General features: G+C 40.3%; 23 protein-coding genes. 15 read left to right on the top strand and 8 right to left on the bottom strand.

Annotated features, from left to right (window positions below):
- Nucleotides 1-221 precede the first annotated feature (221 nt).
- The 9 genes from BM156_RS01745 (at nucleotide 222) to BM156_RS01705 (ending at nucleotide 9,550) form a co-directional block, all read left to right on the top strand.
- The gene (locus BM156_RS01745) at nucleotides 222-1,688 is read left to right on the top strand and encodes a lipopolysaccharide biosynthesis protein (protein WP_093918097.1); all 1,467 of its coding nucleotides are present in this window, start codon (nucleotides 222-224) and stop codon (nucleotides 1,686-1,688) included.
- A gap of 50 nt (nucleotides 1,689-1,738) precedes the next feature.
- Nucleotides 1,739-2,179 (top strand): ribose 5-phosphate isomerase B, encoded by a 441-nt coding sequence (rpiB, locus tag BM156_RS01740; RefSeq protein ID WP_093918661.1) that lies wholly within the window; start codon nucleotides 1,739-1,741, stop codon nucleotides 2,177-2,179.
- 20 nt (nucleotides 2,180-2,199) lie between these two features.
- Nucleotides 2,200-3,552, top strand: coding sequence for a lactate utilization protein B (locus BM156_RS01735; protein WP_244525704.1), 1,353 nt, complete (start codon nucleotides 2,200-2,202; stop codon nucleotides 3,550-3,552).
- A gap of 3 nt (nucleotides 3,553-3,555) precedes the next feature.
- Complete coding sequence (locus tag BM156_RS01730; RefSeq protein ID WP_093918095.1) at nucleotides 3,556-4,002, top strand: RrF2 family transcriptional regulator; 447 nt, start codon at nucleotides 3,556-3,558, stop codon at nucleotides 4,000-4,002.
- Nucleotides 4,003-4,052: 50 nt separating this feature from the next.
- Nucleotides 4,053-5,183 carry a radical SAM family heme chaperone HemW gene (gene hemW / locus BM156_RS01725; RefSeq protein ID WP_093918094.1) on the top strand — a complete coding sequence of 377 codons (1,131 nt, stop codon included), beginning with the start codon at nucleotides 4,053-4,055 and terminating at the stop codon, nucleotides 5,181-5,183.
- Between the two features lie 82 nt (nucleotides 5,184-5,265).
- Complete coding sequence (dut, locus tag BM156_RS01720; protein WP_093918093.1) at nucleotides 5,266-5,700, top strand: dUTP diphosphatase; 435 nt, start codon at nucleotides 5,266-5,268, stop codon at nucleotides 5,698-5,700.
- Between the two features lie 8 nt (nucleotides 5,701-5,708).
- On the top strand, nucleotides 5,709-7,481 hold the full coding sequence (locus BM156_RS01715; RefSeq protein ID WP_093918092.1) for a tetratricopeptide repeat protein: 1,773 nt from the start codon (nucleotides 5,709-5,711) through the stop codon (nucleotides 7,479-7,481).
- Nucleotides 7,478-8,353 (top strand): lipoprotein insertase outer membrane protein LolB1, encoded by an 876-nt coding sequence (locus BM156_RS01710; RefSeq protein WP_093918091.1) that lies wholly within the window; start codon nucleotides 7,478-7,480, stop codon nucleotides 8,351-8,353. Before BM156_RS01715 ends, BM156_RS01710 begins: the two co-directional genes overlap by 4 nt.
- Before the next feature lie 12 nt (nucleotides 8,354-8,365).
- Nucleotides 8,366-9,550 carry a murein hydrolase activator EnvC family protein gene (locus BM156_RS01705; RefSeq protein ID WP_093918090.1) on the top strand — a complete coding sequence of 395 codons (1,185 nt, stop codon included), beginning with the start codon at nucleotides 8,366-8,368 and terminating at the stop codon, nucleotides 9,548-9,550.
- A 247-nt stretch (nucleotides 9,551-9,797) separates the two neighbouring features.
- On the opposite strand, the gene BM156_RS01700 is transcribed toward BM156_RS01705, so the two are convergent.
- A complete protein-coding gene (locus BM156_RS01700; protein WP_093918089.1) occupies nucleotides 9,798-10,499 on the bottom strand; it encodes a Crp/Fnr family transcriptional regulator in 702 nt (233 codons plus the stop codon).
- 164 nt (nucleotides 10,500-10,663) lie between these two features.
- Between BM156_RS01700 and BM156_RS01695 the strand changes: the two genes are divergently transcribed.
- The 4 genes from BM156_RS01695 to BM156_RS01680 all read left to right on the top strand — a co-directional run bounded on the left by BM156_RS01695 (nucleotide 10,664) and on the right by BM156_RS01680 (nucleotide 13,374).
- A complete protein-coding gene (locus BM156_RS01695; RefSeq protein WP_093918088.1) occupies nucleotides 10,664-11,080 on the top strand; it encodes an OsmC family protein in 417 nt (138 codons plus the stop codon).
- A 9-nt stretch (nucleotides 11,081-11,089) separates the two neighbouring features.
- The gene (locus tag BM156_RS01690; RefSeq protein WP_093918087.1) at nucleotides 11,090-11,965 is read left to right on the top strand and encodes a helix-turn-helix domain-containing protein; all 876 of its coding nucleotides are present in this window, start codon (nucleotides 11,090-11,092) and stop codon (nucleotides 11,963-11,965) included.
- Nucleotides 11,966-12,047: 82 nt separating this feature from the next.
- Nucleotides 12,048-12,638 (top strand): YceI family protein, encoded by a 591-nt coding sequence (locus tag BM156_RS01685; RefSeq protein WP_093918086.1) that lies wholly within the window; start codon nucleotides 12,048-12,050, stop codon nucleotides 12,636-12,638.
- A 19-nt stretch (nucleotides 12,639-12,657) separates the two neighbouring features.
- On the top strand, nucleotides 12,658-13,374 hold the full coding sequence (locus BM156_RS01680; protein WP_093918085.1) for a pirin family protein: 717 nt from the start codon (nucleotides 12,658-12,660) through the stop codon (nucleotides 13,372-13,374).
- Nucleotides 13,375-13,449: 75 nt separating this feature from the next.
- On the opposite strand, the gene BM156_RS01675 is transcribed toward BM156_RS01680, so the two are convergent.
- Nucleotides 13,450-14,634: a helix-turn-helix domain-containing protein gene (locus BM156_RS01675; RefSeq protein WP_093918084.1), complete on the bottom strand. Its 1,185-nt coding sequence runs from the start codon at nucleotides 14,632-14,634 to the stop codon at nucleotides 13,450-13,452.
- Between the two features lie 160 nt (nucleotides 14,635-14,794).
- On the opposite strand from BM156_RS01675, the gene BM156_RS01670 reads away from it, so the two are divergent.
- Together BM156_RS01670 and BM156_RS01665 are read left to right on the top strand one after the other, a co-directional pair.
- Entirely contained in the window at nucleotides 14,795-16,210 is a 1,416-nt protein-coding gene (locus BM156_RS01670) for a Gfo/Idh/MocA family oxidoreductase (RefSeq protein WP_093918083.1), read from the top strand.
- A gap of 242 nt (nucleotides 16,211-16,452) precedes the next feature.
- The gene (locus BM156_RS01665; protein ID WP_093918082.1) at nucleotides 16,453-17,814 is read left to right on the top strand and encodes an NAD-dependent succinate-semialdehyde dehydrogenase; all 1,362 of its coding nucleotides are present in this window, start codon (nucleotides 16,453-16,455) and stop codon (nucleotides 17,812-17,814) included.
- Between the two features lie 56 nt (nucleotides 17,815-17,870).
- On the opposite strand, the gene BM156_RS01660 is transcribed toward BM156_RS01665, so the two are convergent.
- The 6 genes from BM156_RS01660 to BM156_RS01635 all read right to left on the bottom strand — a co-directional run bounded on the left by BM156_RS01660 (nucleotide 17,871) and on the right by BM156_RS01635 (nucleotide 24,984).
- Nucleotides 17,871-19,076, bottom strand: coding sequence for a PAS domain-containing protein (locus tag BM156_RS01660; RefSeq protein WP_093918081.1), 1,206 nt, complete (start codon nucleotides 19,074-19,076; stop codon nucleotides 17,871-17,873).
- Nucleotides 19,077-19,091: 15 nt separating this feature from the next.
- The gene (locus BM156_RS01655) at nucleotides 19,092-19,436 is read right to left on the bottom strand and encodes a TfoX/Sxy family protein (RefSeq protein ID WP_093918080.1); all 345 of its coding nucleotides are present in this window, start codon (nucleotides 19,434-19,436) and stop codon (nucleotides 19,092-19,094) included.
- A gap of 36 nt (nucleotides 19,437-19,472) precedes the next feature.
- Complete coding sequence (locus BM156_RS01650) at nucleotides 19,473-20,222, bottom strand: DUF429 domain-containing protein (protein ID WP_093918079.1); 750 nt, start codon at nucleotides 20,220-20,222, stop codon at nucleotides 19,473-19,475.
- 56 nt (nucleotides 20,223-20,278) lie between these two features.
- Nucleotides 20,279-20,758, bottom strand: a complete 480-nt coding sequence (locus BM156_RS01645) for an SRPBCC family protein (RefSeq protein WP_093918660.1) — start codon at nucleotides 20,756-20,758, stop codon at nucleotides 20,279-20,281.
- A 129-nt stretch (nucleotides 20,759-20,887) separates the two neighbouring features.
- On the bottom strand, nucleotides 20,888-22,147 hold the full coding sequence (locus tag BM156_RS01640) for a hypothetical protein (protein WP_093918078.1): 1,260 nt from the start codon (nucleotides 22,145-22,147) through the stop codon (nucleotides 20,888-20,890).
- Nucleotides 22,148-22,242: 95 nt separating this feature from the next.
- Nucleotides 22,243-24,984 carry an alpha-amylase family glycosyl hydrolase gene (locus BM156_RS01635; RefSeq protein WP_093918077.1) on the bottom strand — a complete coding sequence of 914 codons (2,742 nt, stop codon included), beginning with the start codon at nucleotides 24,982-24,984 and terminating at the stop codon, nucleotides 22,243-22,245.
- Between the last annotated feature and the right edge of the window lie 59 nt (nucleotides 24,985-25,043).

Genomic DNA, 25,043 nt, shown 5'->3' with positions numbered 1-25,043 from the left:
TTCTTCTATCATGGTTGTTTCATGAGTACGATTAATTGTAATTTTTTAGAACTCTTATTCAAACTTACAAGCAAGTTTTAGTGTGCTTGTTTTGTGACGAGTTACATTTTATTTTGAAAAATTCAAAAATAAGCAAAGTTTAAGAGAACAAGGATTAAACAAACTGTTTTTGGTCTAAAAATACCGCTATGAATCCCTATCTTTGAAAAAATTTTTACGCCTTGAATTCATTCAAAAAACTTGCCGGAGAAACTGCAATTTATGGTATGAGTAGTATTGTTGGCCGCTTTATCAATTGGTGGCTTGTACCCTACTATTCCCATGTTTTCCTAACTGATGAGTTTGGAATTGTGACCAACCTGTATGCCTACATGGCTTTTTTATTGGTGATTTTAACCTATGGAATGGAAACCGGTTTTTTCAGGTTTGCTTCGAAGCGACAAGATAAAGATCGGGTTTACAGCAGTGCTTTGGTATCGCTATTTGTGACTTCATTGGCGTTTGTTTTGGCGGTTTTCACATTTACCGATACCCTGGCCCACTGGACGAATTACCAAGAGCACCCGGAATACATTCAGTGGGTGGCACTCATCATTGCTTTTGATGCCTTTACTGCAATTCCTTTTGCCAAGCTTCGTATCGAGTCGCGAGCCATTCGTTTTGCCTCGTTTAAGTTGATCAATATTGCCACCAATATCTTTTTCAATATTTTCTTTTTAAGTATTTGTCCGGCCATTTTAAAACAGAATCCGGATAGCTGGATCAATTTGATCTATTCTGAAGATATTGGTGTGGGCTATGTGATTATATCGAACTTAATTGCTTCAAGCATTAATCTGCTGCTACTGGCTCCTGAAATTTTGGTGAAGATCCGTTTTGATGGACGCTTACTGAAAGAGATGGTTTGGTATTCGTTTCCGATTCTAATTGTTGGTGTGGCCGGTATGGTCAATCAGAATATCGATAAAATTTTGATGCCGGAGCTGATTCCTGCAGACCAGGATCCGATGTCGCAATTGGGAATTTATGGGGCAAACTACAAGCTTGCCGTGCTCATGAACATGTTTATCCAGGCCTTTCGCTATGCTTTTGAGCCCTTCTTCTTTTCGCAAGTCAAATCGGATGATAACAAACGAGGCTATGCTATTATCATGAAATACTTTGTGATATTCGGGCTGCTCATCTTTTTGGGTATTTGCTTGTATATGGATTTGGTCAAGTATATCATTGATGAGAAATACCATTCGGGCCTGAACGTGGTTCCCATTATTTTGATGGCTAACCTGTTTTTAGGAATTTACTACACCCTGTCCTTATGGTATAAATTAACGGATAAAACACGCTATGGCGCTTATTTTGCTTCAATTGGAGCCGTAATCAGCTTGATATTGAATGTGGCATTTATTCCGAAAATTGGCTACATGGCATCGGCTTATGCCGTATTAATTTGTTTTGTTGTAATGACTATTTTGTCCTACTATTTCGGGCAGAAACATTACCCGGTTAAGTATCCGGTTAAACGCATAGGCTTCTATTTTGTGCTCGCTTTAGGAATTTACGGTCTTTCCAGATGGTTAAATATTGCTCCTTCATTAACAATGTATGTCGTTCATACTTTAATGATTATTAGTTTTGTAGTAGTTGTTTATTGGCTGGAACGAAAAGAAATTTACAAGTTTATTAAGTAAGAAATCCAAATAAATACTTTTAAGTATTATTTTTGATTATTTTTGTGAAAATGAATAGTTTAAAGATTGCGTTAGCTTCAGATCATGCTGGCTTTGAGAAAAAGCAGGTGATTATTAATTATTTGAAAGAACAAGGGGTAACCATTGAAGATTTTGGTGCGTTTTCTCCTGAAAGCTCTGATTATCCAGACTATGCCCACCCAATGGCAGAAGCTGTTGAAGAGGGGAAATTTGATTATGGCATTACGCTTTGCGGTAGTGGCAATGGCATTAATATGACGGCCAATAAGCATCAGAAGATTCGTTCTGCAATTTGCTGGACGCCTGAAATTGCTGCTTTGGCAAGACTTCATAACGATGCCAATGTATGTGCAGTACCGGCTCGGTTTGTTACCGAGGATGAGGCAATAATGATTGTAAAAACTTTTCTTTCAACTGAATTTGAAGGCGGACGACATTTGAGACGAATTAATAAAATGCCATTAAGCTAGCTATGTCAGAAGAGAAAAAAATGTTTATAAAAGACTCAGAGAAAATTGCTTTTGATAAGCGGCATCGGGCAACCATCAAGTTTAATATTTCTAAATATGATGCAGCAGTTGACCGGGGCCGAAAAAGATACAGCAAGCTCGATTTAGCTCGTGAACGGGCAGCTTACATCAAGCGCGATGCCATTCATAACTTGCCTGATTATTTACTTCAGTTTGAAGAGAATATTCAAGTCAATGGAGCTGAGGTTGTTTGGGCTGAAGATGCGGCTGAGGCTATTTTAGCAGTACAAAAGATACTGAAAGAGAATCAAGCTGAGTTGTTGGTCAAAAGTAAATCGATGACCACCGAGGAAGTTGATTTTAATGAGCATGCTGAAGCGGTAGGTGTTGAGTCGTTGGAAACAGACTTGGGCGAATACATTGTGCAAATTGCAGGCGAAAAGCCCTACCACATTGTAACGCCGGCCATGCATAAATCCAAGGAAGATATTGCTGAGCTGTTTCACGAAAAATTTGACACCCCTGAGAAAAGCACGCCCGAATTTTTAACCAGCTATGTTCGCGGACTGCTACGCAAAAAGTTTACGCAAGCTGATGTTGGGGTAACCGGTGCCAACTTCTTAATAGCCGACAAAGGAGCCATTGCGTTAACCGAAAACGAGGGAAATGCGATGATGACTTTTTCTTTTCCGAAAGTGCATATTGTAATTGCAGGAATTGAAAAAATCGTGCCTCGAATGAAAGATCTAGGTTTGATGTGGCCTTTGCTGGCAGCTCATGGAACCGGCCAACAAATTACGGTATACAACTCCATTGTTTCTGGTCCAAAGAAAGAGGGAGAGCAAGATGGTCCCGAAAAAATGTATGTTGTTCTATTGGATAATAAACGCAGCGAATTGTATCAAAAAGACGATCAGTTTGAAGCCTTGAAATGCATTCGTTGTGGCGCTTGCTTGAATGCGTGTCCAATTTATAAAAACGTTGGAGGTTACACGTACGATGCCACTTATAGTGGTCCAATTGGTTCGGTTATTACACCTTTCTACAAAGGGTTTTCGAAATACAATCATTTAAGTTCTGCTTGTTCGGTTTGTGGTAAATGTACCGAAGTGTGCCCAGTGCGCATTCCGCTGCATAACATGCTTTTATTTAACCGGCGAGATGCTGTCAAAAATGGCGATACTCCCCTATCCTGGAATCTTGGAATGAAAGCGTTTGAGTTTGCTTTTATGAAGAGAAACCGATTGGATATGATGGGTGGAAAAGCCAAAAACAGCATGGGAACAATGAAGAAAAATGCGATGGGTGAAAAAAAATCACTGCCTGTTTTTGCGAAGGAATCATTTAGCAAACAATGGAAAAATAAACAATAGATTATGCTATCCAATACATGTAAGTATGCCATTCGGGCACTAATTTATCTTGGAAAATTCAGTGATGGAAAAGGGACTAAAATTGGGATTAAAAAGATTTCAAGCGATTTGGATATTCCAACTCCTTTTCTTGGTAAAATTCTACAAAACCTGGTTAAACAAAAAGTATTGGTTTCAACCAAAGGGCCTAATGGAGGTTTTGGTTTAGGAAAAAATAAGGAAGACATTTCTTTGTACGAAATTGTGACCATCATTGATGGTGAAGACTTTTTCAAGAATTGTTTGATCAGCATGGAGCCTTGTTCAACCCATCACGAAAATGGTCAGCCATGTCCGGTTCACAAACGGTTTTCTGAAGTGCGCGCCAACCTGTCGAAATTTTATGGTGAAACAACCTTGGCCAAAATTATCGATGACATGGAAGGGCATGAAGACCTGATAAAAATGTAGAGAACTATTCCGGCAGGCGATCGGAGAATGAAGGAGAAAGGGACAGCTTTATGGCCGGAATTTATATTCATATTCCATTTTGTAAAACCAAGTGTCATTACTGCGATTTTTACAAAACCACTGATTTTGGTGCTAAAACCGATTTTGTTTCGGCCTTGAAACAAGAGATTGAGTGGCGTAAAAATGAATTGCAGCAGGAAGAAATTGCCAGCATCTATTTTGGTGGTGGCACGCCTTCTGTTTTAAAAATCGAAGAAATTAGCAGTATTCTGCATCATTTGTCCAATTGTTTTTCAGTGGCAGATGATGTAGAGATTACTTTGGAAGCCAACCCGGATGATTTGACGCCGGAGTTTTTGGAGGGGGTAAAAAACACCCCGGTCAACCGGTTGAGCATCGGAACGCAATCTTTTCATGATGCCGATTTGAAGAGTATGAACCGGCGACACAACAGTCAACAAGCTTTAGCTTCTATTCAGGCAGCCCGTGATGCCGGTATTCAAAATATCAGTATTGATTTGATTTATGGTTTACCCAATCAAACGTTAGCCGATTGGAAGGATAATGTTTTAAAGGCCGTAGCACTGGATGTACAGCACATATCTGCTTATCACTTAACCTACCACGAAGGAACTGTTTTCTATGAGTATCTGAAAACGGGAAAAATCAAAGAACTACCGGATGAATTAAGTTTTGATCAGTTCAAGCTTTTACTTAGCGAATTGAAAAAAGCGGGTTTTGAGCAATATGAGATCTCAAATTTTGCACGTAATCAGCGTTATTCTCGTCATAACAAAGCTTATTGGGAACGAAAGAAATACCTGGGCTTTGGTCCTTCTGCTCATTCCTTCGATCATAAAAGTAGGCGTTGGAATGTGTCCAGTCTGCGGAAATACCTCCAGGCGATTGATGAAAAAGGGCCGTTTTGGGAAACGGAAGTTTTGTCTGCTCAAGATCAGTACAACGACTACATGATCACTTCACTTCGAACCAAATGGGGAATTTCCTTGAACTATTTGCAGACTAATTTTGCTTCAAAATACGTTTCTCATTTCCAAGATGAAGCTGAAAAATATTTGGAAAGTAAACACCTTTATTTGGAGGATGGCATCTATCGTTTATCCGATGAAGGTCTTTTTATTTCCGATAAAATCATGGAAGAACTGTTCTACATGGAATAGTTTTAAATTTTGTTAATTGAAATGCAACAAGTTCTAAACTTGTGATATTTAGCTATCTTTGCAGATCGTAAAAAAGCAACATATGGACGTAAAAATTGTTAATCAGTCATCAAACGAATTGCCAGCATATGGTACAGCTCATGCTGCAGGAATGGATATCAGAGCCAATTTGGAAGCACCTGTGGTTTTAAAACCATTAGAACGCGTTTTAGTTCCTACTGGCTTGTTTATTGAATTACCTGTAGGCTTTGAAGCTCAAATTAGACCGAGAAGTGGCTTGGCGATTAAAAAAGGAGTGACTGTTTTAAATACTCCGGGAACAATTGATGCTGATTATCGTGGCGAAATTAAAGTCATCATGGTTAACCTATCCAACGAGGAATTTGTCATTAACCATGGCGAGCGGATTTGCCAAATGGTAGTTGCAAAACATGAAACCGTTGCCTGGAAACCGGTTGAAATATTGGAAGAAACTGCACGTGGTGCTGGAGGTTTTGGGCATACGGGAAAAAATTAGACCCAATAATGACGTTGAAACAACGAACATATTTTGTGCTGTTGGCTGTTTTGTTGGCTTCTTGTTCTGCCTCGCAGAAACAATTGGTGAAAACAGATAAGCCTGTTGAAGAAGAGCTGACAAGTGCTGAGAAAGCTTTGAGCGAGGAGGAAGCCAATGAATTGGAATACTTGTTTATTGAAGGTTTGAAGCAAAAGAAGCTGGGAAAGATTCAAAACGCTGTATCTATTTTTTCACGATGTCTTGAGATTGATCCCAATTCGTCAGCAGCAATGTATGAAATGGCAAGCATTCATTATGCCAATAAGGATTTAACCAGTGCTTCGCTATTGTTGGAAAAAGCCATTAGCCTGAACGCCGAAAATCCGTGGTATAAACTGATGTTAGCGGAGATTTACCGACAGCGTGAGCAATTTAACGAGGCAGCTGATTTATACACTCATTTAAGTGAGCAGGAGCCAGAAAATTTGGAATACCTGTATTATAAAGCTGTTTTACTTGGAATGGCTGAAAAGTACCCGGAAGCCATTGCCGCTTACGATCAGTTGGAAAAGAAAACGGGTTTGAACGAGCAAATTGCCGTTGCCAAACAGCAGTTATTTGTTGCTTGGGATAAACCTGAAAAAGCGTTTGATGAAATTCATAAGTTGATTGATTCCAACCCCCAAGAACCTCAATATTACGGGTTATTAGCTGAGTTGTATCAACAACAGGGCGATTCGGTGAATGCCCTGAAGAATTACAATAAGATTCTCGATATCGATCCTGATAATGGCTTTGTGCACTTTTCATTGGCTAGTTATTACGTTGAACACAACGACTCGTCAAAAGCATTTGAACATGTGAAAAAGGCCTTTGCAAGTGATCAGTTGGATGCCGAAACGAAAATGCAATATTACATGATGCAAACGGCTAATCCGGAAGCTTCGGAATGGAGCGAGGATCAGGTTAGTGAATTGTTGGGAATCTTAAGTAAAACTCATCCCGATGACAACCGGATCTATAGGCTTTATGCCGAAAGTCTGATTAGTCAGGGAAAAATTGAGGAAGCCCGAGGTTATTTGCGTCAATACCTTGAAACAGATCAGGATAACTTTGTTGTTTGGCAGCAATTGTTATTCATAAATAATGACTTAATGGATTTTGATAATCTTTACAAAGACAGTAAGGAAGCCATTGAGTTATTTCCCAATCAGGCTGTTTTGTATGCATTGAATGCCGTGGCATCGCTTCAGTTGAAAAAGTACGAGGAAGCCTTGCAAACCATTGAGGACGGCGAAATTTATGTATTGGACAACCAGGCATTGAAAATTCAGTTTGAATTGTATCGTGCTGAAGCCAACTATAATCTCGATCAGGTGGAAGAGGCATTTAAAGCCTTTGATAAAGTAATTAAACTCGATCCGGAGAATTACATGGCGATGAATAACTACGCTTATTACCTTTCTATTCGAGGCGAGCAGCTTGAAAAGGCCGAGCGAATGAGCGGAAAAGTTGTTCAATCCAATCCGGATAACGCAACCTATTTGGATACTTATGCTTGGGTATTGTTTAAACGTAAAAACTACCAGTTAGCAAAGTTTTATATCGAATCGGCGATCAACAGTGAAGAGGCCGAAAGTGGTGTCATGTTTGAACATTACGGGGACATTTTATATATGCTTGGCGAGAAGGAAAAAGCCGTTGAAAACTGGAAAAAAGCACAATTGCTGGGAGAAGGAACTGAAGTTCTGGAACAGAAAATTAAAGAATCGCGGTACATCGAAAATTTGACTCCTTGAAAACACGTTCACAACTAGAAAAACTAAGCCTGATTTTTGTTTTGTTGCTGGCTTTTGCGTCTTGCAAAACAACAAAAATAGTAACTACAGAAAAGGTCAGGCCGATCAGTGCCAACCGCTTGATTAAGAAAATTGAAGAAAATGCTTTTGACTATGACATGCTGGCCATTAAACGGATTGCTTGTCATTATGAAAGCCCCGATGAAAAAACATCCTTCCGCGCTAATTTAAAGTCAGAAAAGGATCAACAGATTTTGTTGACGTTGAGTAAGATTAACGTTCCTTTGGCGCGTTTATACCTGACTCCCGATAGCGTCAAAATGGTTAATTATTTGAATAAGAGTTACCTGAAGGAAGATTACCAGTACTTAAGTAAGTTTGTGAATACCAATCTCGATTTTGAAATGGTGCAAGCGGTGATCAGTAATGAAGCTTTTTCGTATCGCGATGATGAACGGGACAATGAGTTCAAAGAGTTTGTTTCTTACGTTGACTCAGGGATGTATGTGCTGCAGTCTTTCAAAAACAGGAAGTTGTATAAAATCATGCAGAAAGGTAAGGAAGAGAAGATCGATCGTTACCTAAAAAAGCTGGATGAAGATGCTTTTATTGTTCAACATATTTATGCTGATCCCAAGACATTTAAAATCCGAAAAATCATTTTGGATGATCAAACAAATAATCGAAAAGTAACGGTTAATTTTTCTGATTTCACCCAAGTTGGTCGCCAGTTATATCCCGGAAATATTGATATTTTCTTTACTAGTCTTGAGAAAGATTTGTCGATGAGGATTAAACTGAGTAAATTTTCAACCGAAAAAGACCAATCGTTTAATTTCAACATACCGGCAAAGTACGACCGGATGCAATAGCCATATAATGCAATGAGAAGCCTTTTTTTGAGCTTGTTCTTCGTTTTGGGTACATTGTCCTTGCTGGGGCAATCAATTACTGATTTACGCGCTAAAAAGGTAAATACGGCGCAAGTTATCAAATACACTTCTTCCCTTTTACAGGAAGCTCAAAAAAATGAGAAAGCCAGCTTAGGAAAATTGCAATTGTTGAATTCTCAAATCCAAAACAGAAATCAGTTTATTGGAGGGATAGAAAGCCAGATCCAGGTTTTGAACGTTTACATTGCTGAAAATACAGAAGTTTCGAAGATGCTAAAAGCGGATTTAGATGGACTTCGAAAAGAATATGCAGCGATGATCCGTTTTGCCCAAAGAAACAAAAATAGTTACGATGCGCTGCTGTTTCTGCTGTCTTCTGAGAATTTGAATCAAGCGTATAAACGAATGCTTTATCTGAGGCAGTACGCTAAATACCGGAAGTCTCAGGTCGAAATTATTCAGGCTATTGACACCCTACTGAAGGAGAAGATCGTTAGCCTGGAACATCAAAAGAAGCAAAAAGCTAATTTACTTGCCGAAAAAAACTCTGAAAACCTGCAATTGGAGGGGGAGAAGCTTCTTCAACGGAAGCAGGTTCAACAGCTTCAGAAACAGCAACGCCAATTACGGAAAAAACTTCGCGAACAACAGAAACAACAAGAAGAGCTGGATCGGGAAATCGAGCGTTTATTGGCAGAAGAAGCGCGTAAAGCCCGGGAAAAAGGGCAGTTTGAAATGACACCTGAACAAAAGCTGCTGGCTGCTGACTTTGAGAAAAACCGGGGCCGGCTGCCTTGGCCGGTTGAACGTGGAGTGATTACCGAACGATTTGGTGTTCACGCACATGCTGTACTGAAAAACATCAAGGTAAAAAGCAACGGGATTGAAATTACCACACAAAAAGGAAGCGAAGCACGGGCTATTTTTGATGGTGTCGTGAGTCGGGTCTTTGCTATTTCTGGCGGAAACATGGCTGTGATTATCCGTCATGGAAGCTTTCTTTCTGTTTATTCAAACCTAAAAGAAGTGCATGTTAAAGCGGGACAGAAAGTGAAAACAAAGCAGAAAATTGGAGCTATCTTTTCCGATTCAGCAGATGGAAATAAGACAATTTTAAAATTCCAGGTTTGGAAAGAAAGTGAAAAGATGAATCCCGAAATCTGGATAACCAAGTAAGCTATCTGAGGCTAATTTTACAACTTGTATTTATTAATTGAGGTTCATTTAGAAGTGGCAGGAAGTCTCTTAAAACCTAATAAAAGCCCATTCTCTTCTACATCATATTAAATGAAAAAGTGGTTCCCTTTTTACAGAAAACCACCCTTATATATTTTGTAGCTCCAACTAAACAGAGCGTTTATTAACAGACCAAAATTGGTCGTGTTTTGACCTTTAAAAAGAATGCTTTATAGCCTTTTGAATTTTATAAGTTAGCCACTCGTGAGAGGGCTTTCAAATCCAAAAGCTTTATTTTACGTCCTTGTAATTCAATCAACTTATCCTGTTTAAATTCGGATAGTAAACGGATGACGCTTTCTGTTGCTGTACCTACAATATTAGCCAACTCTTCGCGAGTTAGTGAGATTTGTAAGGTATTGGTATTGTCCAAATTAAAGCTATCCTTCAGTAATAACAGGACCTCGGCCAACCGTTCCCGCACCGTTTTTTGGGCAATATCCGTAATGAAATCATTGGCTTCACGCAATTCTTTGCAAACAATTTGAAGCATATGATGCGAAAATTGCCAATTGGCCTGAATCAAAAACTGAAGTGTTTGATAGGGAATATGGCATAAAACAGCTTCTTCAATAACTTTGGCTGTCGTACAAGCCGACTCTTCACTTAGCAAAGATCGATAGGCAATAATTTCACCACGCTTCGCAAAACGAATGATTTGTTCCTTTCCATCAATACCGGTTTTGAAAATCTTGACAATTCCTCTGGTAACACAATAGAAACCAGTAAGGCGGCTGCCTTCCCGATAAATAATGCTTCCTTTTTTGTATAAAGAGCAGGTCTTATCGTAATTCAGTTGAGCAAATTCCTGTTCTGTTAGTTTTTTAAATAATTGAAAGCCTGAAAGTTCGCATTCTTCTTCTGTGGGTCTATTGATTGAACTTCTCATGAACCTTTATTTATTAAGATTGAATTAATAAAACTGTAAATTGAACTTAAATATACAATGAACATTTATTTTTGTAAAACTATTTATTTAGATATCTTCATACTTTTTATTTCACGGTAAAATAAGTAAAATTAAGGTAGTTAATTGTTAAAAGATAAATTGTTATGAAACACATTGTTGACGTGAATTGGAAAGAAAATATGGCTTTCGAAACGAATATGGATGGGCATCAATTGATCATGGATGCTGCTGTTGAAAGCGGTGGCGATGATTTAGGAGTACGTCCTAAAAAGCTAATGTTGGCTTCATTAGCAGGTTGTACAGGAATTGATGTGGTTTCTATTCTGAAGAAAATGAAAGTTATACCGGATAGCTTTCGGGTGATTGTTGAAGGAGATGTAACTGATGAGCATCCCAAAAAATATTATACCATGAAAGTTATTTACGAGTTTAAAGGGAAAGATTTACCCATGGCAAAATTGGAAAAAGCCGTTCACCTTTCAGAAGAAAAATACTGTGGAGTTAGTGCGGTTTATCGCGATGTGGTAAAAATGAGCAGCGAAATTCGCGTGGTCGAATAAAATGAACGTATGGATCGTATAAACCTTTTTGGAGAGCAGGAAGAGCGGATTTTTACGATCATGAAGATCTGTGATTTTAAAGATCAGGATCGTCGTGAGAATGAAATCCCTCACTTGCATCAATTTTATTCTATTTTTTGGCTTCAACATGGCCAAGCGGTGCATGCCACTGACTTTGTTGAATACGTCATCGAAAAGGATACGATTCTTTTTGTGCCACCAGGCCTAAAACACCGGATGATTTTAGATCCGACGGCTGGTGGCTTTTCTATTCTTTTTAACGAAGAATTTGTTCGCTACAACCAGAAAAACTACACCCCTCTGAAAGAGTATGAACTCTTTAACAATCCCGAGTTTAAAAGTATGGTGAAGGTGGAGGGGGCAGATAAAGACGAACTAAACCAAGTGATTGAGTTGATGATTCGAGAAGTTGAGCGCCCGGACACTTACACAACAGATGTCGTATTGAACTTGCTGCATTTGTTTTTGCTGAAAGCCATTCGTCTGTTTGAAACGCAATACCAACCTTTGCAAGCACAAGAAAATGAGTCTGATAATTTCTCAATTATTCGTTTCAAAGAGCTGATTGAGGAAAACTACATCAAAGAAAAAAGCGTGTCTGTTTATGCAGATCAGTTGAATATGAGCCCTGCTTGTTTGAATGAAGTCTCCAAGAAGACAGCCGGAATTACGGCTGGCGAAATGATTCGGAACCGGGTGATTGATGAAGCCAAACAAAAATTGTATGCTACTGATTTGAGTGGCAAGGAGATTGCCTATTCACTTGGCTTTGAAGATCCGTCCTATTTTAGCCGTTTCTTTAAAAAGTATACAGGCCTCACCCTGAAGGCATTTCGTGATGCCACTCGAAAAAAGTACCATTAAATCCGATTTTTGTCCATTTATGGACTTTGTGCTCCATTGTATTTTTGTAACTGAAATTTAATAACAATTAAAACAGATGGTTATGAAAACAATGAAAATGAAAAAATGGGCAACTTTAGGTGTTGCTTTACTATTCGGAACAGCGGTATTCGCTGGCAATTATGAAATTGATACAAAAGCAAGTCATGTTGGATGGCATGGTAAAAAAGTAACTGGTGAGCACAATGGTGCAATCGAGGTGAAAGATGGTTCGCTCGCAGTGGTCGATGGGAAAATTAAAGGTGGTACAATCAGTATCGACATGCAGTCAATCACAAACGAGGACATTACCAATGAAGAATACAATCAGAAGCTGGTAGGCCACTTAAAATCAGATGATTTCTTTGGTGTTGAAACTTATCCTACTGCAAGTTTGGTTTTAACTGATGTAAAAATGTCGGGTACAAACTACACATTTACAGGCGATTTAACCATTAAGGGAATTACCAAAGCAATTACATTTGAAGGAACTTCTGAGGGAGGAAATGACGGCTTAACAGTAGCTGGAAAGATGACTATTGATCGCTCAGATTATAATGTGAAGTATGGTTCGTCCTCATTTTTTGATAATTTAGGTGACAAAATGATTCACGACGATTTCACATTGACTTACAAGATTGTAGCAAAAAAATAACAAAAGAAAGGAGGGAACAATGAATGTTGTTCTTTACAGGTCGGAAAGCCGAGGAGCTGCTGATCATGGTTGGTTAAAAAGTCGGCACACATTTAGTTTCGCAAACTATTATTGTCCGTCAAGATTGAATTTTGGAGCCTTGCGCGTTTTGAATGATGATTGGGTGGAACCCAAAATGGGATTTGGAACGCATCCGCATGATAACATGGAGATTATTACCATTGTGCACGATGGGCAATTGGAACACAAAGACAGCATGGGCAACGGCTCTATTATCCGTCGAGGCGAAGTACAGGTGATGTCTGCTGGGAGTGGAATTACGCATTCCGAATTCAATCCATCGAAGGACGAAGTGGTGAATCTTTTCCAGATTTGGTTGTTCCCCAATAAGCAGAATGTAACACCGCGTTACGATCAAGCATATTTTGGCGATGAAGCGCTGGAAAACAACTGGAAGATGATCATCTCTCCTGATGGTGAAAAGCAATCCATGTGGATTCATCAGGATGCCTGGTTGTACCTGGGAGAATTTGACGAAGGTCAAACCGTCAGATATGCCCCAAAAAATTCGCAAAATGGCTTGTTTATTATGGTCGTTGAAGGGGAAGTGGAATTGGATGAGTACGTTCTCTCAAAACGAGATGCTGCCGGATTAACGGAAGTAGGAGAGCAGCTTGAACTGGAAGCAACGGCTAAAAGTAAACTGATGTTGCTTGAAGTTCCCATGCAGTGGTAGAAGTAGACTAATTGGATTGTAAGTCGATACCAATAAAAGATTGACGAGAAGCCTGAATACCTGTTCAGGCTTTTTTTATGGCCATATTTCACCTAGGTTTTTAGGAAGTGCATCCAAACGCTCCAGCTTAATATCAAAGTCGGTTCGTTCTTCTCCTTTTACCTCAAATATCGCTTTGAAATTGAAACTTTCGAGTGCTTTTAGTTCTTGCATAATTGGATTCATTAGCTGTTTATCGGTAAAGTATTTAAGTGTCGCCATATTACCAATATCATTGTCACAAAGAAAGAATAAGACTCGTCGTTCATCGGGGAGCATAAAATGTGCTACAGCTGCATATTCATAGTTTAAATAGGGAGTTGAGCGGTTGTCAAACTGTAAAGTTGTATCGGCCAAATCATAACTTAAAAGGCTTGACTCAACGTCATATTTTAAGCCCAGCTTTTGGGTGGTGCTTTTAAACTCATGCAATGTTTTAAAGGAGCCTACAAAAATCAAATTCCGATTCCGAAAATCATCAATTTTTGAGCGGGAGGAGTAGTCCATCTCCAATTCATAGAGTCCTCCTCCAAATACTTGCATCAGGTAAAACAAGCCGAGTGGAGCTTGGTTATTGATATAAGTTAAGTTGGTCTTTTCCATTTGCCCAATTAGCTCCGGATGGGCTTTCAGGTAGCTATCAAACTCAAGATCCGAATTTATTTTGCTATCGCGAATACTTCCTTTTTGGCCTGAAGGGATTGGACCACGGTAGAAATAATGATCACCCAACAAGAGTGTGGTCGAATAGCCATTGGACAAAAATTGGTTCCAAAAAGGAATGTCAACACGTTTTTTGGGAAAGATAAACACCAGCAAAAGACTCGCCAACAAAAGCAATAAACTAAGTCCTAGTAAAAGTGGAGCATGTCGGTGAACTTGTCTTCGAAAGGACTTAATCGTCGAAAACTGAAAATCAACCGTATAATGTCCTTTGGGAAGAACAAAAACCAGCTCGTCATCCTTCCCTTCGTGTTCATAATAGGCTTTTAGCTTTTTGCGCAGGTTATGAATATAAACCCGGACATTTACTTCTTTATCCCGTTCGTAGGATTTGCCAAAAACATCAGCTGCAATTTGAAATTCTTTAGGGTTCTCGCCTTTTAATGAGCAGGCTACAAGGTACTTCAAAAGTTCCCGGTTGACAGGAGATTTGGCAAAGGTGGTGCTAGATAGCACTTGATCCAAGTAACGATTGATATGTTTAAGGTCTCTTTTCAAATTGTTGGTAGTCAGTTTTGTAAAACGAATTTTTAACGTTGAGTTTACGGCAAAAGCAGTCGTTCTTTTTCAAAAATACAAAGAAGCCGATATATTCCTCATCTGAAAACACAACTATTTTTTTGCTCAAAAGAATAGCTAACGAATAAAACTTGAAACTATGGAAGAATCGAAGCGTTTAAATCGGCGTCATTTTTTAGGGACAGCAGGGACATTAACAGCAGGAGCCCTATTGGCCAATCCGGCAGGTTCAGTAGCTGCCCAAGCCAAGTCAAAAACAAAATTAGCATTGGTTGGAACTGGTATCCGTGGAACCAGTTTCTGGGGGAAGACCATCGTAAAAAACTATGCGAATGAAACCGAGTTTGTTGGCTTGTGTGATATCAATCCAGGCCGTCTTCAGTTTGCATTGGATTACATCGGTGTAAAGTGTCCGGTATTTACTGACTTTGAAGAAATGGTCAGGCAAACCAAGCCAGATATTATCATTGTTACCACTATGGATTCTACGCACCATGAGTTTATCATCAAAGCGATGGAAATGGGCTGTGATGTGATCACCGAAAAGCCAATGACGACTGATGAGGTTAAATGTCAGTCGATTTTAGATGCCGAGCGCAAAACCGGGCGAAAAGTTATCGTTGGGTTTAACTACCGCTATGGGCATCAATTTTCAAAACTGAAAGAATTGCTTGTCAAAAAGAAGGTGGGAAAAATTACTTCGGTGGATTTTCATTGGTATCTGAACACCTATCATGGAGCTTCCTATTTCAGGCGTTGGCATGGCGAACGCGATAAAGGAGGTACCCTCTTACTTCACAAGGCAACCCATCATTTTGATTTGCTCAATTGGTTTATCGACTCAGATCCAATGGAAGTGACGGCTTACGGGGAATTGGAACATTATGGAAGTAATAATTCATTTCGTGGGGCTAATTGCCGTTCGTGTGCTTACACCGATAAATGCCGTTTTTATTGGGATATCATGAAAAATAAGCGTTTGGTTGATTTGTATGTAAATAACGAGAAGTATGATGGTTACATTCGTGATAACTGCTTGTGGCGCGATGAAATTGATATTTACGATAAAATGGCGGTGCAAATTAAGTATGCGAATAATGTTCAGGTGAGCTATTCTTTAACCACTTATTCGCCCTATGAAGGTTGGCGCATCGCTTTTAACGGCATGGATGGCCGCATTGACTCTTGGGAAGGAATTCCATGGAGAGCTGAGGAACGGGTCAGTCAAGCGCAGTTGCATGCCCAGGAGATGAATCAAAGTGCCAAGGAAAATGATTCAGCTTACGATGAGATTATGGTCCAGAAAAATTGGGAAGACTATCAGTTGGTTAAAGTTCCCCGTATTCGAGGAGGACATGGAGGAGGGGATGTTCGATTGCAAGATCGGATATTCAAAGACCCGAACATGCTTGATCCATATAAACACTCAGCAGGATCACGCGATGGAGCCATGTCTGTTTTAATTGGAATTGCTGCACGCAAAAGCATAGAAGAACAGCGTCCGGTAAGCATTACAGAATTAACTGATATTCCTGTAAGTGCTACCAGAGGCTAATTTCTCAATGAGTTGGTTTTTTCACAGAGAAGGGAGGTTTTCGAAAGAGGCTTCCCTTTTTTTAGTTCCTTTTCAGGATCAGGATATTCAGTAAACTCTTTTGTAAGCCTCTTTTTTATGCGTAATTTTAAGAGAGTATTACTGAATGATGAGCGATGACAAATTCCGAGTCTGTAGAGAGCTACAGCAAAAGGATTTGATGTGAAAAAGAAAAGTTTGAACTGAGATTAAAAAGGGAAACAATGAGATCAATAAATCCTTATACCAATAAAGTAGTTGCAAGCTACCAGGCTTATTCCGAAGCCGAAACAAAGCATATCATCAAAGAAGTGGATCATGCGTTTGGAGAATGGAAACATACCACGTTAGAAGAGCGAAAAGCATTGGTATTGAAACTTGAAGAGCAACTGTTAAAGCAAGAGGATTACCTGGCTGAATTAATTGTTGCTGAAATGGGCAAAGTAAAACACGAGGCTATAAGCGAGATTAAAAAATGTGCTTGGGTTTGTCGGTACTACGCTGAAAATGGACAGCAGTTTTTGGATCGGGAGCTTATTCAGGCTGATGCTTCGGAGTCGTTTGTGAGCTTTCAGCCCTTGGGAACCATTTTGGCTGTTATGCCGTGGAATTTTCCTTTTTGGCAGGTGTTTCGGTTTTTAGCTCCTGCTTTAATGGCTGGTAATACGGTCGTTTTAAAGCATGCCCGTAATGTACAAGGTTGTTCGTTGGCCATTGAAAAGCTGATGAAAGATGCGGGATTTCCGAAAGATGTTTTTCGAAGCTTAATTATTGGAGGTGCTGCGGTTAAGCAGGTCATCGAAAATTCAAAGGTAAAAGGTGTCACCTTAACCGGAAGCACACCTGCTGGTAAGGCAGTTGCATCGGTGGCCGGATCGGTTTTGAAAAAGTCTGTTTTGGAGCTGGGAGGAAGTGATCCCTACCTGATTTTAGAAGATGCCAATTTGGAAGAAGCAGCCAGGCTTTGTGCATCCAGTCGCTTGCTGAATGCCGGTCAAAGCTGTATTGGAGCCAAACGCTTTATTGTTTTTGAATCAGTTTACAAGCAGTTTAGAGAAGCTTTTGTTGAAGAGATGAAAAAAGCGATTTATGGCGATCCCATGGAGACTGCTATAACTATTGGCCCCTTAGCTCGCCATGATTTACGTGACGAACTGCATGGGCAGGTGAGTGCCTCTTTGGCCAAAGGAGCTAAGGTGTTGTGTGGTGGATTTATTCCAGAACACCAAGCGGCCTTTTACCCACCAACAGTGATGGATCAAATTATGCCTGGAATGCCTGCTTATGAAGAGGAATTGTTTGGCCCGGTAGCTTCGTTGCTTAAAGTGAAAACGGAAGAGGAAGCTGTTCAAATTGCCAATGATACTGTTTTTGGTTTGGGCGCTGGTATTTTCACTGCTGATTTGGATCGTGGAAAACGTTTGGCAGAAAAAGGACTGGATGCTGGCTGTGTTTTCATCAACGATTTTGTGAAATCTGATCCGCGCCTGCCCTTTGGTGGAATCAAAGAAAGTGGTTTTGGAAGAGAGCTATCGCTTTATGGTCTGCGCGAGTTTGTAAACATCAAAACGGTGGTTGTGAAATAGCGTGATTTGCTTGTTCATCTTCACTTGAAAGATAGCTCGCCATTTTTGAGATTTGCTTATTCAGCTGACCAATCCAGCAAGCGTTTCTCTCCTTTGAGTTCGCGAATGGCTCCAATTTCCTGGGTAACTTCAATAACTCCTTTGTATTCGCCAAGTTCATCGCGTAAAGCAAAGTACTGAATCAGGATTTTTTCATCTTTAAAATTGATCCAAAAGCTGGCCTGATCTTGTTTGCCTGCCTTGAATTCCGAAACAATTTCTTCCACCACATGGACACTTTCCGGCGGATGACAGTGGTGTACTTTTCGCCCGATAATGGCTTTAGTTCTTGGAAATATGCGCTTTTTGGGCGTTGAGAAGAAGCGAACAGTATCGTGCTCATCCACAAAGGTAATATCGACAGGAAGATGATTAAAAATCAATTGGATTTGCTTTGCACTCACTTGTCCGGTTCCCAAGTTGACATGAAGATCGTTGGAAAAGACAACATCAGAATCTGTTGAATCATAGGCTGGAACAACAAACGGAAAACCAATTTCACGACTATCTTCTAACAAACTTTGAATCGTTTTCTCTGGAATTGTTTCCAGAATCTGCGGGAATAGAATGTGTTCTTCGCGAAAACGAATAGCCAGAAGATTAAAAAACAGATCTCCAACCAATTTATTCATTTGTTGAAGGTTTAACTCAGAGGCGCTCAACACCTGTTTCAAATCTTTCATTTGTTGGCGAATATCGTCGTGATAAGACCACATGAGTTGCACGCAATGGAAATCAGGCCAATGCTTTTCCAGTGACGGAAAAAGCACATTTTCTTTGATTTGGTAGTGCTTGTCAAACTGTTGGAGTTGTTTCAATTGCTCCAATAGCTGCTTCCGGACTTCTTGGTCGGTTGGTGTTTTATTTAAGCTTTTAATCGCTATTTTCATCGTTTTAAGCCGGTTTTCCATCGCTTGGTTGCTCTGGGCTAGCCAGTACAAAAAACTGTTTTTAGGGGGCTGAATTGCCGGATATGCCAACAAGGGCTTATGGAACAGATGAAGCATTTTGTTTGTGGCTTTCTTCAGCTGGCTGTAGTTTTGTTTGGGGTGTTCCAAAACCAGGCAATCAAAAAGCGCAATTACCTCCGAAGGAAAGATTTGACGAATCAAGTTTTCATTGGCTTGTACAAGACGGGCTTTATCCTCGCTTGTCATCATTTTCTGAGCAAATTGAAGTAATTGCTTCACCCGCTCATCTTTCTTATTGGTAAATTCAGACATGGTACTGTATAAGTTTTACTTGCGTTTTTTACTCGATTTTGCCTTAGGATTAAAGGCCAGACAACGATCAATCCATTTTTCCAGGTCTTCATCCATATCTATTCCTTCAGCGGTGACAGACAAATAACCTTTCATTGGGCGTTTGGTAAAATCCATTTTTTGTGCGCCGGTTTCTTGCAAAAAGTCTGCTTCTTGCTGCGGATCAATTCGTGCCATCAACTCCTGCTTAATGATTCCGATGCACATTTTATCATCTACCATAAAACAAATGCCTCCAAACATTTCCTTCTCATTGAACGCGGTTTTTCGATCTTTCAAACTTTGTCTGATCCGATCAGCGAGTAACTTGTCGTATGCCATTTTTCCGTTTAAAATAAGAAAAAATAGGAAGTTTGTTTAATCATTATAATTAACAGGAGCGTAGGTTGCCAATCGATTTGGGAAAAAACGAGGCTGATTGAGAACTGGTGATTGGATTATTTTTAGCTGATGATTGGCGCCTAAATGAGCGGTTAGACAAAGGCAGAAAGCATCCAGCAAATCATCATCTTTCACCTTCGTTTTTGGATGAACTTTGCGGAACTTGAGAAAATAATCAGGCAGGCTAGCATCGTAGGATGATAAAATATGCAGGCGTTCTTCAATGCCTTGTTTGTTGGGGGCATTTTTGCGGTGTTGGAGAGCCTTGCCTTTATTGAGATTTTTAAAGTTGATTTCAGGATGTGATTCAAAAATTCGGTGATGTAAGGAAGAATGCTGGCGGATGAAATGATCAAGCTCCCGCATTTTTGCTACCAGGTTCCAGGATTGAATGGACAGACTTTTTCCCGTAAATTTTAGGTTGATCATCTTGGACTCTTCGTAGCTTTTTGCCTTCAAAACTTCGGAGCAGGGTGGGGTAAAAACGCTTGATCCAAATCCCGGAGAAAGTTCTTGCCGAGCTAGCTTTTCCAACACCCTTAGCTCTCCTTTGGAGGCTAATCCCATGGGCATGTCAATCAGGAAAAGGATGGCCTGAGGATGCTGGGTAAAGATGGAATGAAGTTGGGCGTGTAATTCGAAAAAGTAGTCGTTGTTTTCAAGGCCAATGAGGCACCAACCTGCCCGGCAGCCATCAATACCTATTACTTGTTTTTTGGAGTTCATGGAAGTAAAAATAGCACTTTGTGCTAAATTGGTGCGAGCCCAGACGATGAGTAATTTTACTTTTTGAATTGCTCAATTAAACAGGTTTTTCTGTAGTTGAAAATGGTTAGAAGTTGTTGGCGGACAAAAAAATGATGGGCTAAATGGCCGATCAACCCAAAAGGTAGTTTATAGCTCACTTTATCCGTCATCAACACTCCTCCTTCAATTGCTTTAAAAAGATGTTCGTGATGCCACATGGCGTATGGTCCAAAGCGCTGTTCATCAACAAAAAAATGACCGGTTTCAACCTGCGTAATTTCGGTGACCCAATTGGTTTTGAAACCTGGGAAAGGAGAAATACGGTAGGTAATTATTTGTCCGGCATACATGGGTTTGTAGCTTCCAGAACTAATCTTGAATTGCATGCCTTTTGGGGTAATTTTTTCGAGATTACCCGGATTGGAAAAAAACTCCCAAGCGGCATTTAAGCTAATCGGGAGTTGCAGTTTTGTCTGCAAGGTGTATATTCCTGCGTGTTTTTTTATTGTTGTCATGGCTCTCAGGCAATAAAATGATATTAATTGCTTCAACATTAGAACAACTTTTGTTTTGAAATGTTTAATGTTTTTTTTAAAGCATTAAACAATTATTGTCTGATTAACTGTTATTGACTGAAAGTTAATTTATTTGTGTGTGTTGTCCCATTTCGCAAAGTTGATTGATGAGAAGTAGCCTTTTAGCATACCGTCGAAAATACGGACAGCCTGAAGCCGGGTTAGGGCATAGTTGATTGTTTGCTTCTCTTCATTGATTGCCGATTGCCGTTCATCCAGAAAATTCTGAAAATCAGTTTGGGCTTGATCAATATCATTGATTCGATCTTCTTCGGGATTGAATGAAAAGTAGGCAAGTAGGTTAACTTTTTTCCAATCAAGATCTTGGGCGTAAGTTTGAAGTAGGGGCTCAGCTGCTGTTGGAAGGTGTTTTTGCCATTTAATAAACGGCTTAATCAGACCCATTAGTTCTTGTTTTTTGATGGAACTATTGGCTTGTTTGAGTTGATCAAATTTAGCTTGTTGTTGGATCAACAAGGCTTCCAATTCATTCCAATCTTCAGCCAGTGCTTTGAAATCGTCAATTTCGCCTACTGTTTTATCACTTGGTAAACCAATAAAAGTGATGTCAGAATGTTTGGTCGGATCTTCAGCAACAATGGTTTTTAAACGGGTTTCCAGCTCACCCATATGGTTTTGTAGGTTCTTGATTTCTCCTTGCACCGATGCAAAATCAAAAGCGGTAAAACGGGATTCAATGGACAGGTAGGCATCTTGAATGGCATCCAGTTTTTCTTCAATTACCGGATCCTTTGTGCCCGATGCTTTGACATTATGCCGGGCAAACCACTCATTGGTATTTCCTAAAATATCCAAGTGAATAACGGCTTCAGCAACTTGCTCTTCCGCGGTGGTGGTTGCTCCAGTTTGATGCCCCCAAATCGTTTTTATTTTAACTTTGATGTAGGACTTTTCAACCTTACTGGCGGGGATAAAAACCTCGGCCAAATGCTTGTTTACCAAATTGCTGTTGATGTCTAATTTGATCTTATTGTCTGACTCAAACTGAACATCTTCACTGATCACCTCCCAACGGTGTTCAACGCCATTTTTGGTGTAAACTAGCTTGTTGTAACCTCTTGAAATGATTTGAGTCTCGGAATCAAAATCAGCGTAGGTATCAGGAAATCGGACGAAGTCAGCTCTTCCTCCTTTAATTTGAGCAATCAGTTTGAATCGGTCACCTTTATTGACCTCAATTTCGGAGCCATTCTGAACGACTTTTCCATTGATTAACAGTTCAATAAAAGGCTGTCGCGTTGCCTCCGTACTATGTGACTGATTAAAAAATGCGACCAGCAGTGAAACCAGTATCAGTATTTTTTTCATGACTATCCACGCGTTAAGCAATCAAGTAACGATATTAAAAATACTCAATTCGAAATCTCTTTCAAATGATCTGGAACATGTCGCCTTTTTCGATTCTAATGCTTCACAATTTTAACTGTTTTACTGGTAGTTTGTGTTTTTAGTTTCAAAATATAAGTTCCCGAAGTCAAGTTGGTTAACGAAAACTTGGTGTATTTTCCTTGCGGAGACAGGCGATAAAGTAAGCTTCCTTGGATTGAATATAAATTAGCTTCAATGAATCCATCGGGCGTCTGAATGGTGACTTCGTCCGAAGTTGGGTTGGGGTAAACCTGTATTTTGTCGTCTTGCTGAAGCTCCGGATTTTCCGTAACAATATCGGGTTGGTCAAACTGCCGGGTCGAAAGCAGACGATACTCTCCGGGAGCCAAGGTAATATCCATGGTTGTCGAACTCACCTCGTAGGTTGTTTCATCAAAGTAGTTGTACCAGGTTCCTTTAGTAGGAAAGCTAACAGAGATTTGTTCTTCCGTAACTCCAAAATTCCCTACAGCAATCACGTAATTTGCGCCTTGTTTGAGTTGGTACCACTTGGTGGTTCCTTCCAGGGAATGGACAATCTCTGGAGTCTGAAATTCCTCATAGTTTTGTTTGAGGTAGTTGAGTTTAGAAACTACCCGGAACAGGTCGGTTCGGTCTTTCACTTCAGCGTAATCCCACCGAATAGGCTTTTCACTTAAGCGTCCGCCGTCGTCGATGGAGTAGTCGTAGGCCAGTTCACCAAATTGCCAAATCATTTTAGGGCCTGGAAGTGGAATGAAAAAGACATTGTTCAGTTCCAAACGGTCGGTGGCAATGGGGAGGTTTTTGGTGTTGTAAGTACCGGAATAGTTGCCATATTGAATGAGCTTAAAAGCTAAGCGTTCTTCATCGTGGCTTTCCATATAACTAACCAGGTTGGGTACATTCCAATCCCGTTCACTGTAAATCCCCCAGCTTAAATCAGAGTTGGTATTTTGCGTATATCCCATGGCTGCTTCGCCATAATTGTGGTTGATATTTCCCCAAAGCAGGATGCCATGTTCGGCCAGTTCCTTTTCTTCTGAGTTATCAGAGAGGTGCTCAAAAATGATGAGGGCATCTTCGTTGCGGTTCCAAATTTCATCGGCCATTCGTTTTAGGTTGGCAATTCGGTCGGCATCGTACGGGCTGCCCCAGCTTGAAGGTCCATAGCTGGTGTTTGAGAAGCCTTTGGTAAAGTCGAAACGGAACCCGTCAATTTGGTATTCACTCATCCAAAAGCTGTTGATGCTGTCCACCAATTCGCGGGTGTAGTCACTTTCGTGGTTGAAATCGTATCCCCATTGCGCTGACGGGTTTTGGAAGTTGCTGGTTTCGTTGTACCAAGGGTTGTTGGCTGCAGGCCGGTTCTGTTCGGTGTCCCAATAGAGCTGAACCAAGGGACTTTGCCCATAACTGTGGTTAAGAACCATGTCAATGACAACGGCAATGCCTCGCTTATGGCATTCATCAACCAATTTTTTTAGATCGTTTTTAGGGCCGTAGTATTTATCCGGAGCAAAGTAAAACGATGGGTTGTAGCCCCAGCTTGAATTGCCCTCAAATTCGTTGACAGGCATCAATTCGAGAACATTGATATTTAGATCTTCCAGGTAGTCAAGTCGGTCAATGACGGCTTGAAAACTGTGTCCTTCGTCAAAGTCGCGAACCAAGAGTTCGTAAATGACCAGTTCATCGGTTTCCGGAGCTTGAAAATCGGTTACCTCCCAAGGGTAAGCAGTTTGCCCGGTTCGAAGAACGGATGCAATTCCTTCTGTTTTTCCATCGGGATAGCTCGGTAAATTTGGGTAAAGGCTATTGTCGATATATTGGTCATTCCAGGGATCTGAAACTTGTTCGGCATAAGGATCGGCAATTTTCACATCGCCGTCAACCAGGTATTGAAAAAGGTAATCCTGGCCGGCTTGCAGATTTTCGATCGTCAGCCAAAAGTAATTCCCATCTTTTTTCATTTGGTAAGCTTCATTCACTTGCCAATCGTTAAAATCTCCTAGTACGTAAATAAATTCTTTTTCAGGAGCCCATAAAACCAGGCCGGCTGTAGTTTGATCTTCCGGATAGTTAATTCCTTTCCGGTAATTGGCTGGTTTTACTTCCTGGGTAATGTCTTTTTTAATGTAAACAGAAACCGAATCATAGACGGTTTCTCCATTGGCCGTGAGTTTTGCAATGAGCCATTGATCACCTTCTTCGGTGAATTGATAGGTGGTTGTGAGTGATGTTCCGGTGGTTTGAGCCAATAAGGTTTCATTCAGTAGAAGTTTGAGTTCACCTTCGGCAGAGGCTGTTGCAGAAATGCTTGTAGCCTCGTTTTTGGGAAAGATGGTTTGTTGCGCTGGGCTTGTCAGGTTAACAATCAAGCCTTCTTCATAAACATCGACAAATAAATCGTTGGTTTGCTTTGATCCGTCGGCTGAACGGAAGACGAAAGCCAGTTGTAAAACTTTTTCATTGGCCGGAACACTGTAAAAAGAATTAATGTCTGGCGTGATTTCAAGCTTGTAGATTCCATCGCCTAAGTGAGTTAATTGGGGTTGAGTGGCATTATCACCCCACGATCCAATAACATGTTGCCAATCGTTGTTTCCTTCAATTTTAACACCGGTATGGGCATACAAATCGCCGGTGTACTTACCAAGCCTGCTATCTTGTGATGAGTCGAATGTAACAACGACTTGTTTGGTTGCAGCCGGAAACTCAGGCGCTGTGGTTATTTGGGCGAGTCCAAGTTGGTAAATTAGCAGAAAGAGTGACAGAAAAATGAAACGGTTTCGCATGGCTTGTTGTGTTAAAATGGATTAATGGAGCTCAAATTGAATGAAAAATAAGGGGTACT

It is taken from the genome of Sunxiuqinia elliptica (assembly GCF_900113005.1).
GTDB lineage: Bacteria > Bacteroidota > Bacteroidia > Bacteroidales > Prolixibacteraceae > Sunxiuqinia > Sunxiuqinia elliptica.
This window is presented reverse-complemented; position numbering and strand designations above follow the sequence as displayed.

What these genes read in the sequence shown, in the direction of transcription:
- dut (WP_093918093.1), top strand. Translation starts at nt 5,266, where the DNA reads ATGGACGTAAAAATTGTTAATCAGTCATCAAACGAATTGCCAGCATAT.
- BM156_RS01735 (WP_244525704.1), top strand. Translation starts at nt 2,200, where the DNA reads ATGTTTATAAAAGACTCAGAGAAAATTGCTTTTGATAAGCGGCATCGG.
- BM156_RS01635 (WP_093918077.1), bottom strand. Translation starts at nt 24,984, where the DNA reads ATGCGAAACCGTTTCATTTTTCTGTCACTCTTTCTGCTAATTTACCAA.
- BM156_RS01715 (WP_093918092.1), top strand. Translation starts at nt 5,709, where the DNA reads ATGACGTTGAAACAACGAACATATTTTGTGCTGTTGGCTGTTTTGTTG.
- BM156_RS01665 (WP_093918082.1), top strand. Translation starts at nt 16,453, where the DNA reads ATGAGATCAATAAATCCTTATACCAATAAAGTAGTTGCAAGCTACCAG.
- BM156_RS01670 (WP_093918083.1), top strand. Translation starts at nt 14,795, where the DNA reads ATGGAAGAATCGAAGCGTTTAAATCGGCGTCATTTTTTAGGGACAGCA.
- BM156_RS01730 (WP_093918095.1), top strand. Translation starts at nt 3,556, where the DNA reads ATGCTATCCAATACATGTAAGTATGCCATTCGGGCACTAATTTATCTT.
- BM156_RS01655 (WP_093918080.1), bottom strand. Translation starts at nt 19,436, where the DNA reads ATGGCATACGACAAGTTACTCGCTGATCGGATCAGACAAAGTTTGAAA.
- BM156_RS01640 (WP_093918078.1), bottom strand. Translation starts at nt 22,147, where the DNA reads ATGAAAAAAATACTGATACTGGTTTCACTGCTGGTCGCATTTTTTAAT.
- rpiB (WP_093918661.1), top strand. Translation starts at nt 1,739, where the DNA reads ATGAATAGTTTAAAGATTGCGTTAGCTTCAGATCATGCTGGCTTTGAG.
- BM156_RS01680 (WP_093918085.1), top strand. Translation starts at nt 12,658, where the DNA reads ATGAATGTTGTTCTTTACAGGTCGGAAAGCCGAGGAGCTGCTGATCAT.
- BM156_RS01705 (WP_093918090.1), top strand. Translation starts at nt 8,366, where the DNA reads ATGAGAAGCCTTTTTTTGAGCTTGTTCTTCGTTTTGGGTACATTGTCC.
- BM156_RS01645 (WP_093918660.1), bottom strand. Translation starts at nt 20,758, where the DNA reads ATGACAACAATAAAAAAACACGCAGGAATATACACCTTGCAGACAAAA.
- hemW (WP_093918094.1), top strand. Translation starts at nt 4,053, where the DNA reads ATGGCCGGAATTTATATTCATATTCCATTTTGTAAAACCAAGTGTCAT.
- BM156_RS01700 (WP_093918089.1), bottom strand. Translation starts at nt 10,499, where the DNA reads ATGAGAAGTTCAATCAATAGACCCACAGAAGAAGAATGCGAACTTTCA.
- BM156_RS01690 (WP_093918087.1), top strand. Translation starts at nt 11,090, where the DNA reads ATGGATCGTATAAACCTTTTTGGAGAGCAGGAAGAGCGGATTTTTACG.
- BM156_RS01695 (WP_093918088.1), top strand. Translation starts at nt 10,664, where the DNA reads ATGAAACACATTGTTGACGTGAATTGGAAAGAAAATATGGCTTTCGAA.
- BM156_RS01650 (WP_093918079.1), bottom strand. Translation starts at nt 20,222, where the DNA reads ATGAACTCCAAAAAACAAGTAATAGGTATTGATGGCTGCCGGGCAGGT.
- BM156_RS01685 (WP_093918086.1), top strand. Translation starts at nt 12,048, where the DNA reads ATGAAAACAATGAAAATGAAAAAATGGGCAACTTTAGGTGTTGCTTTA.
- BM156_RS01660 (WP_093918081.1), bottom strand. Translation starts at nt 19,076, where the DNA reads ATGTCTGAATTTACCAATAAGAAAGATGAGCGGGTGAAGCAATTACTT.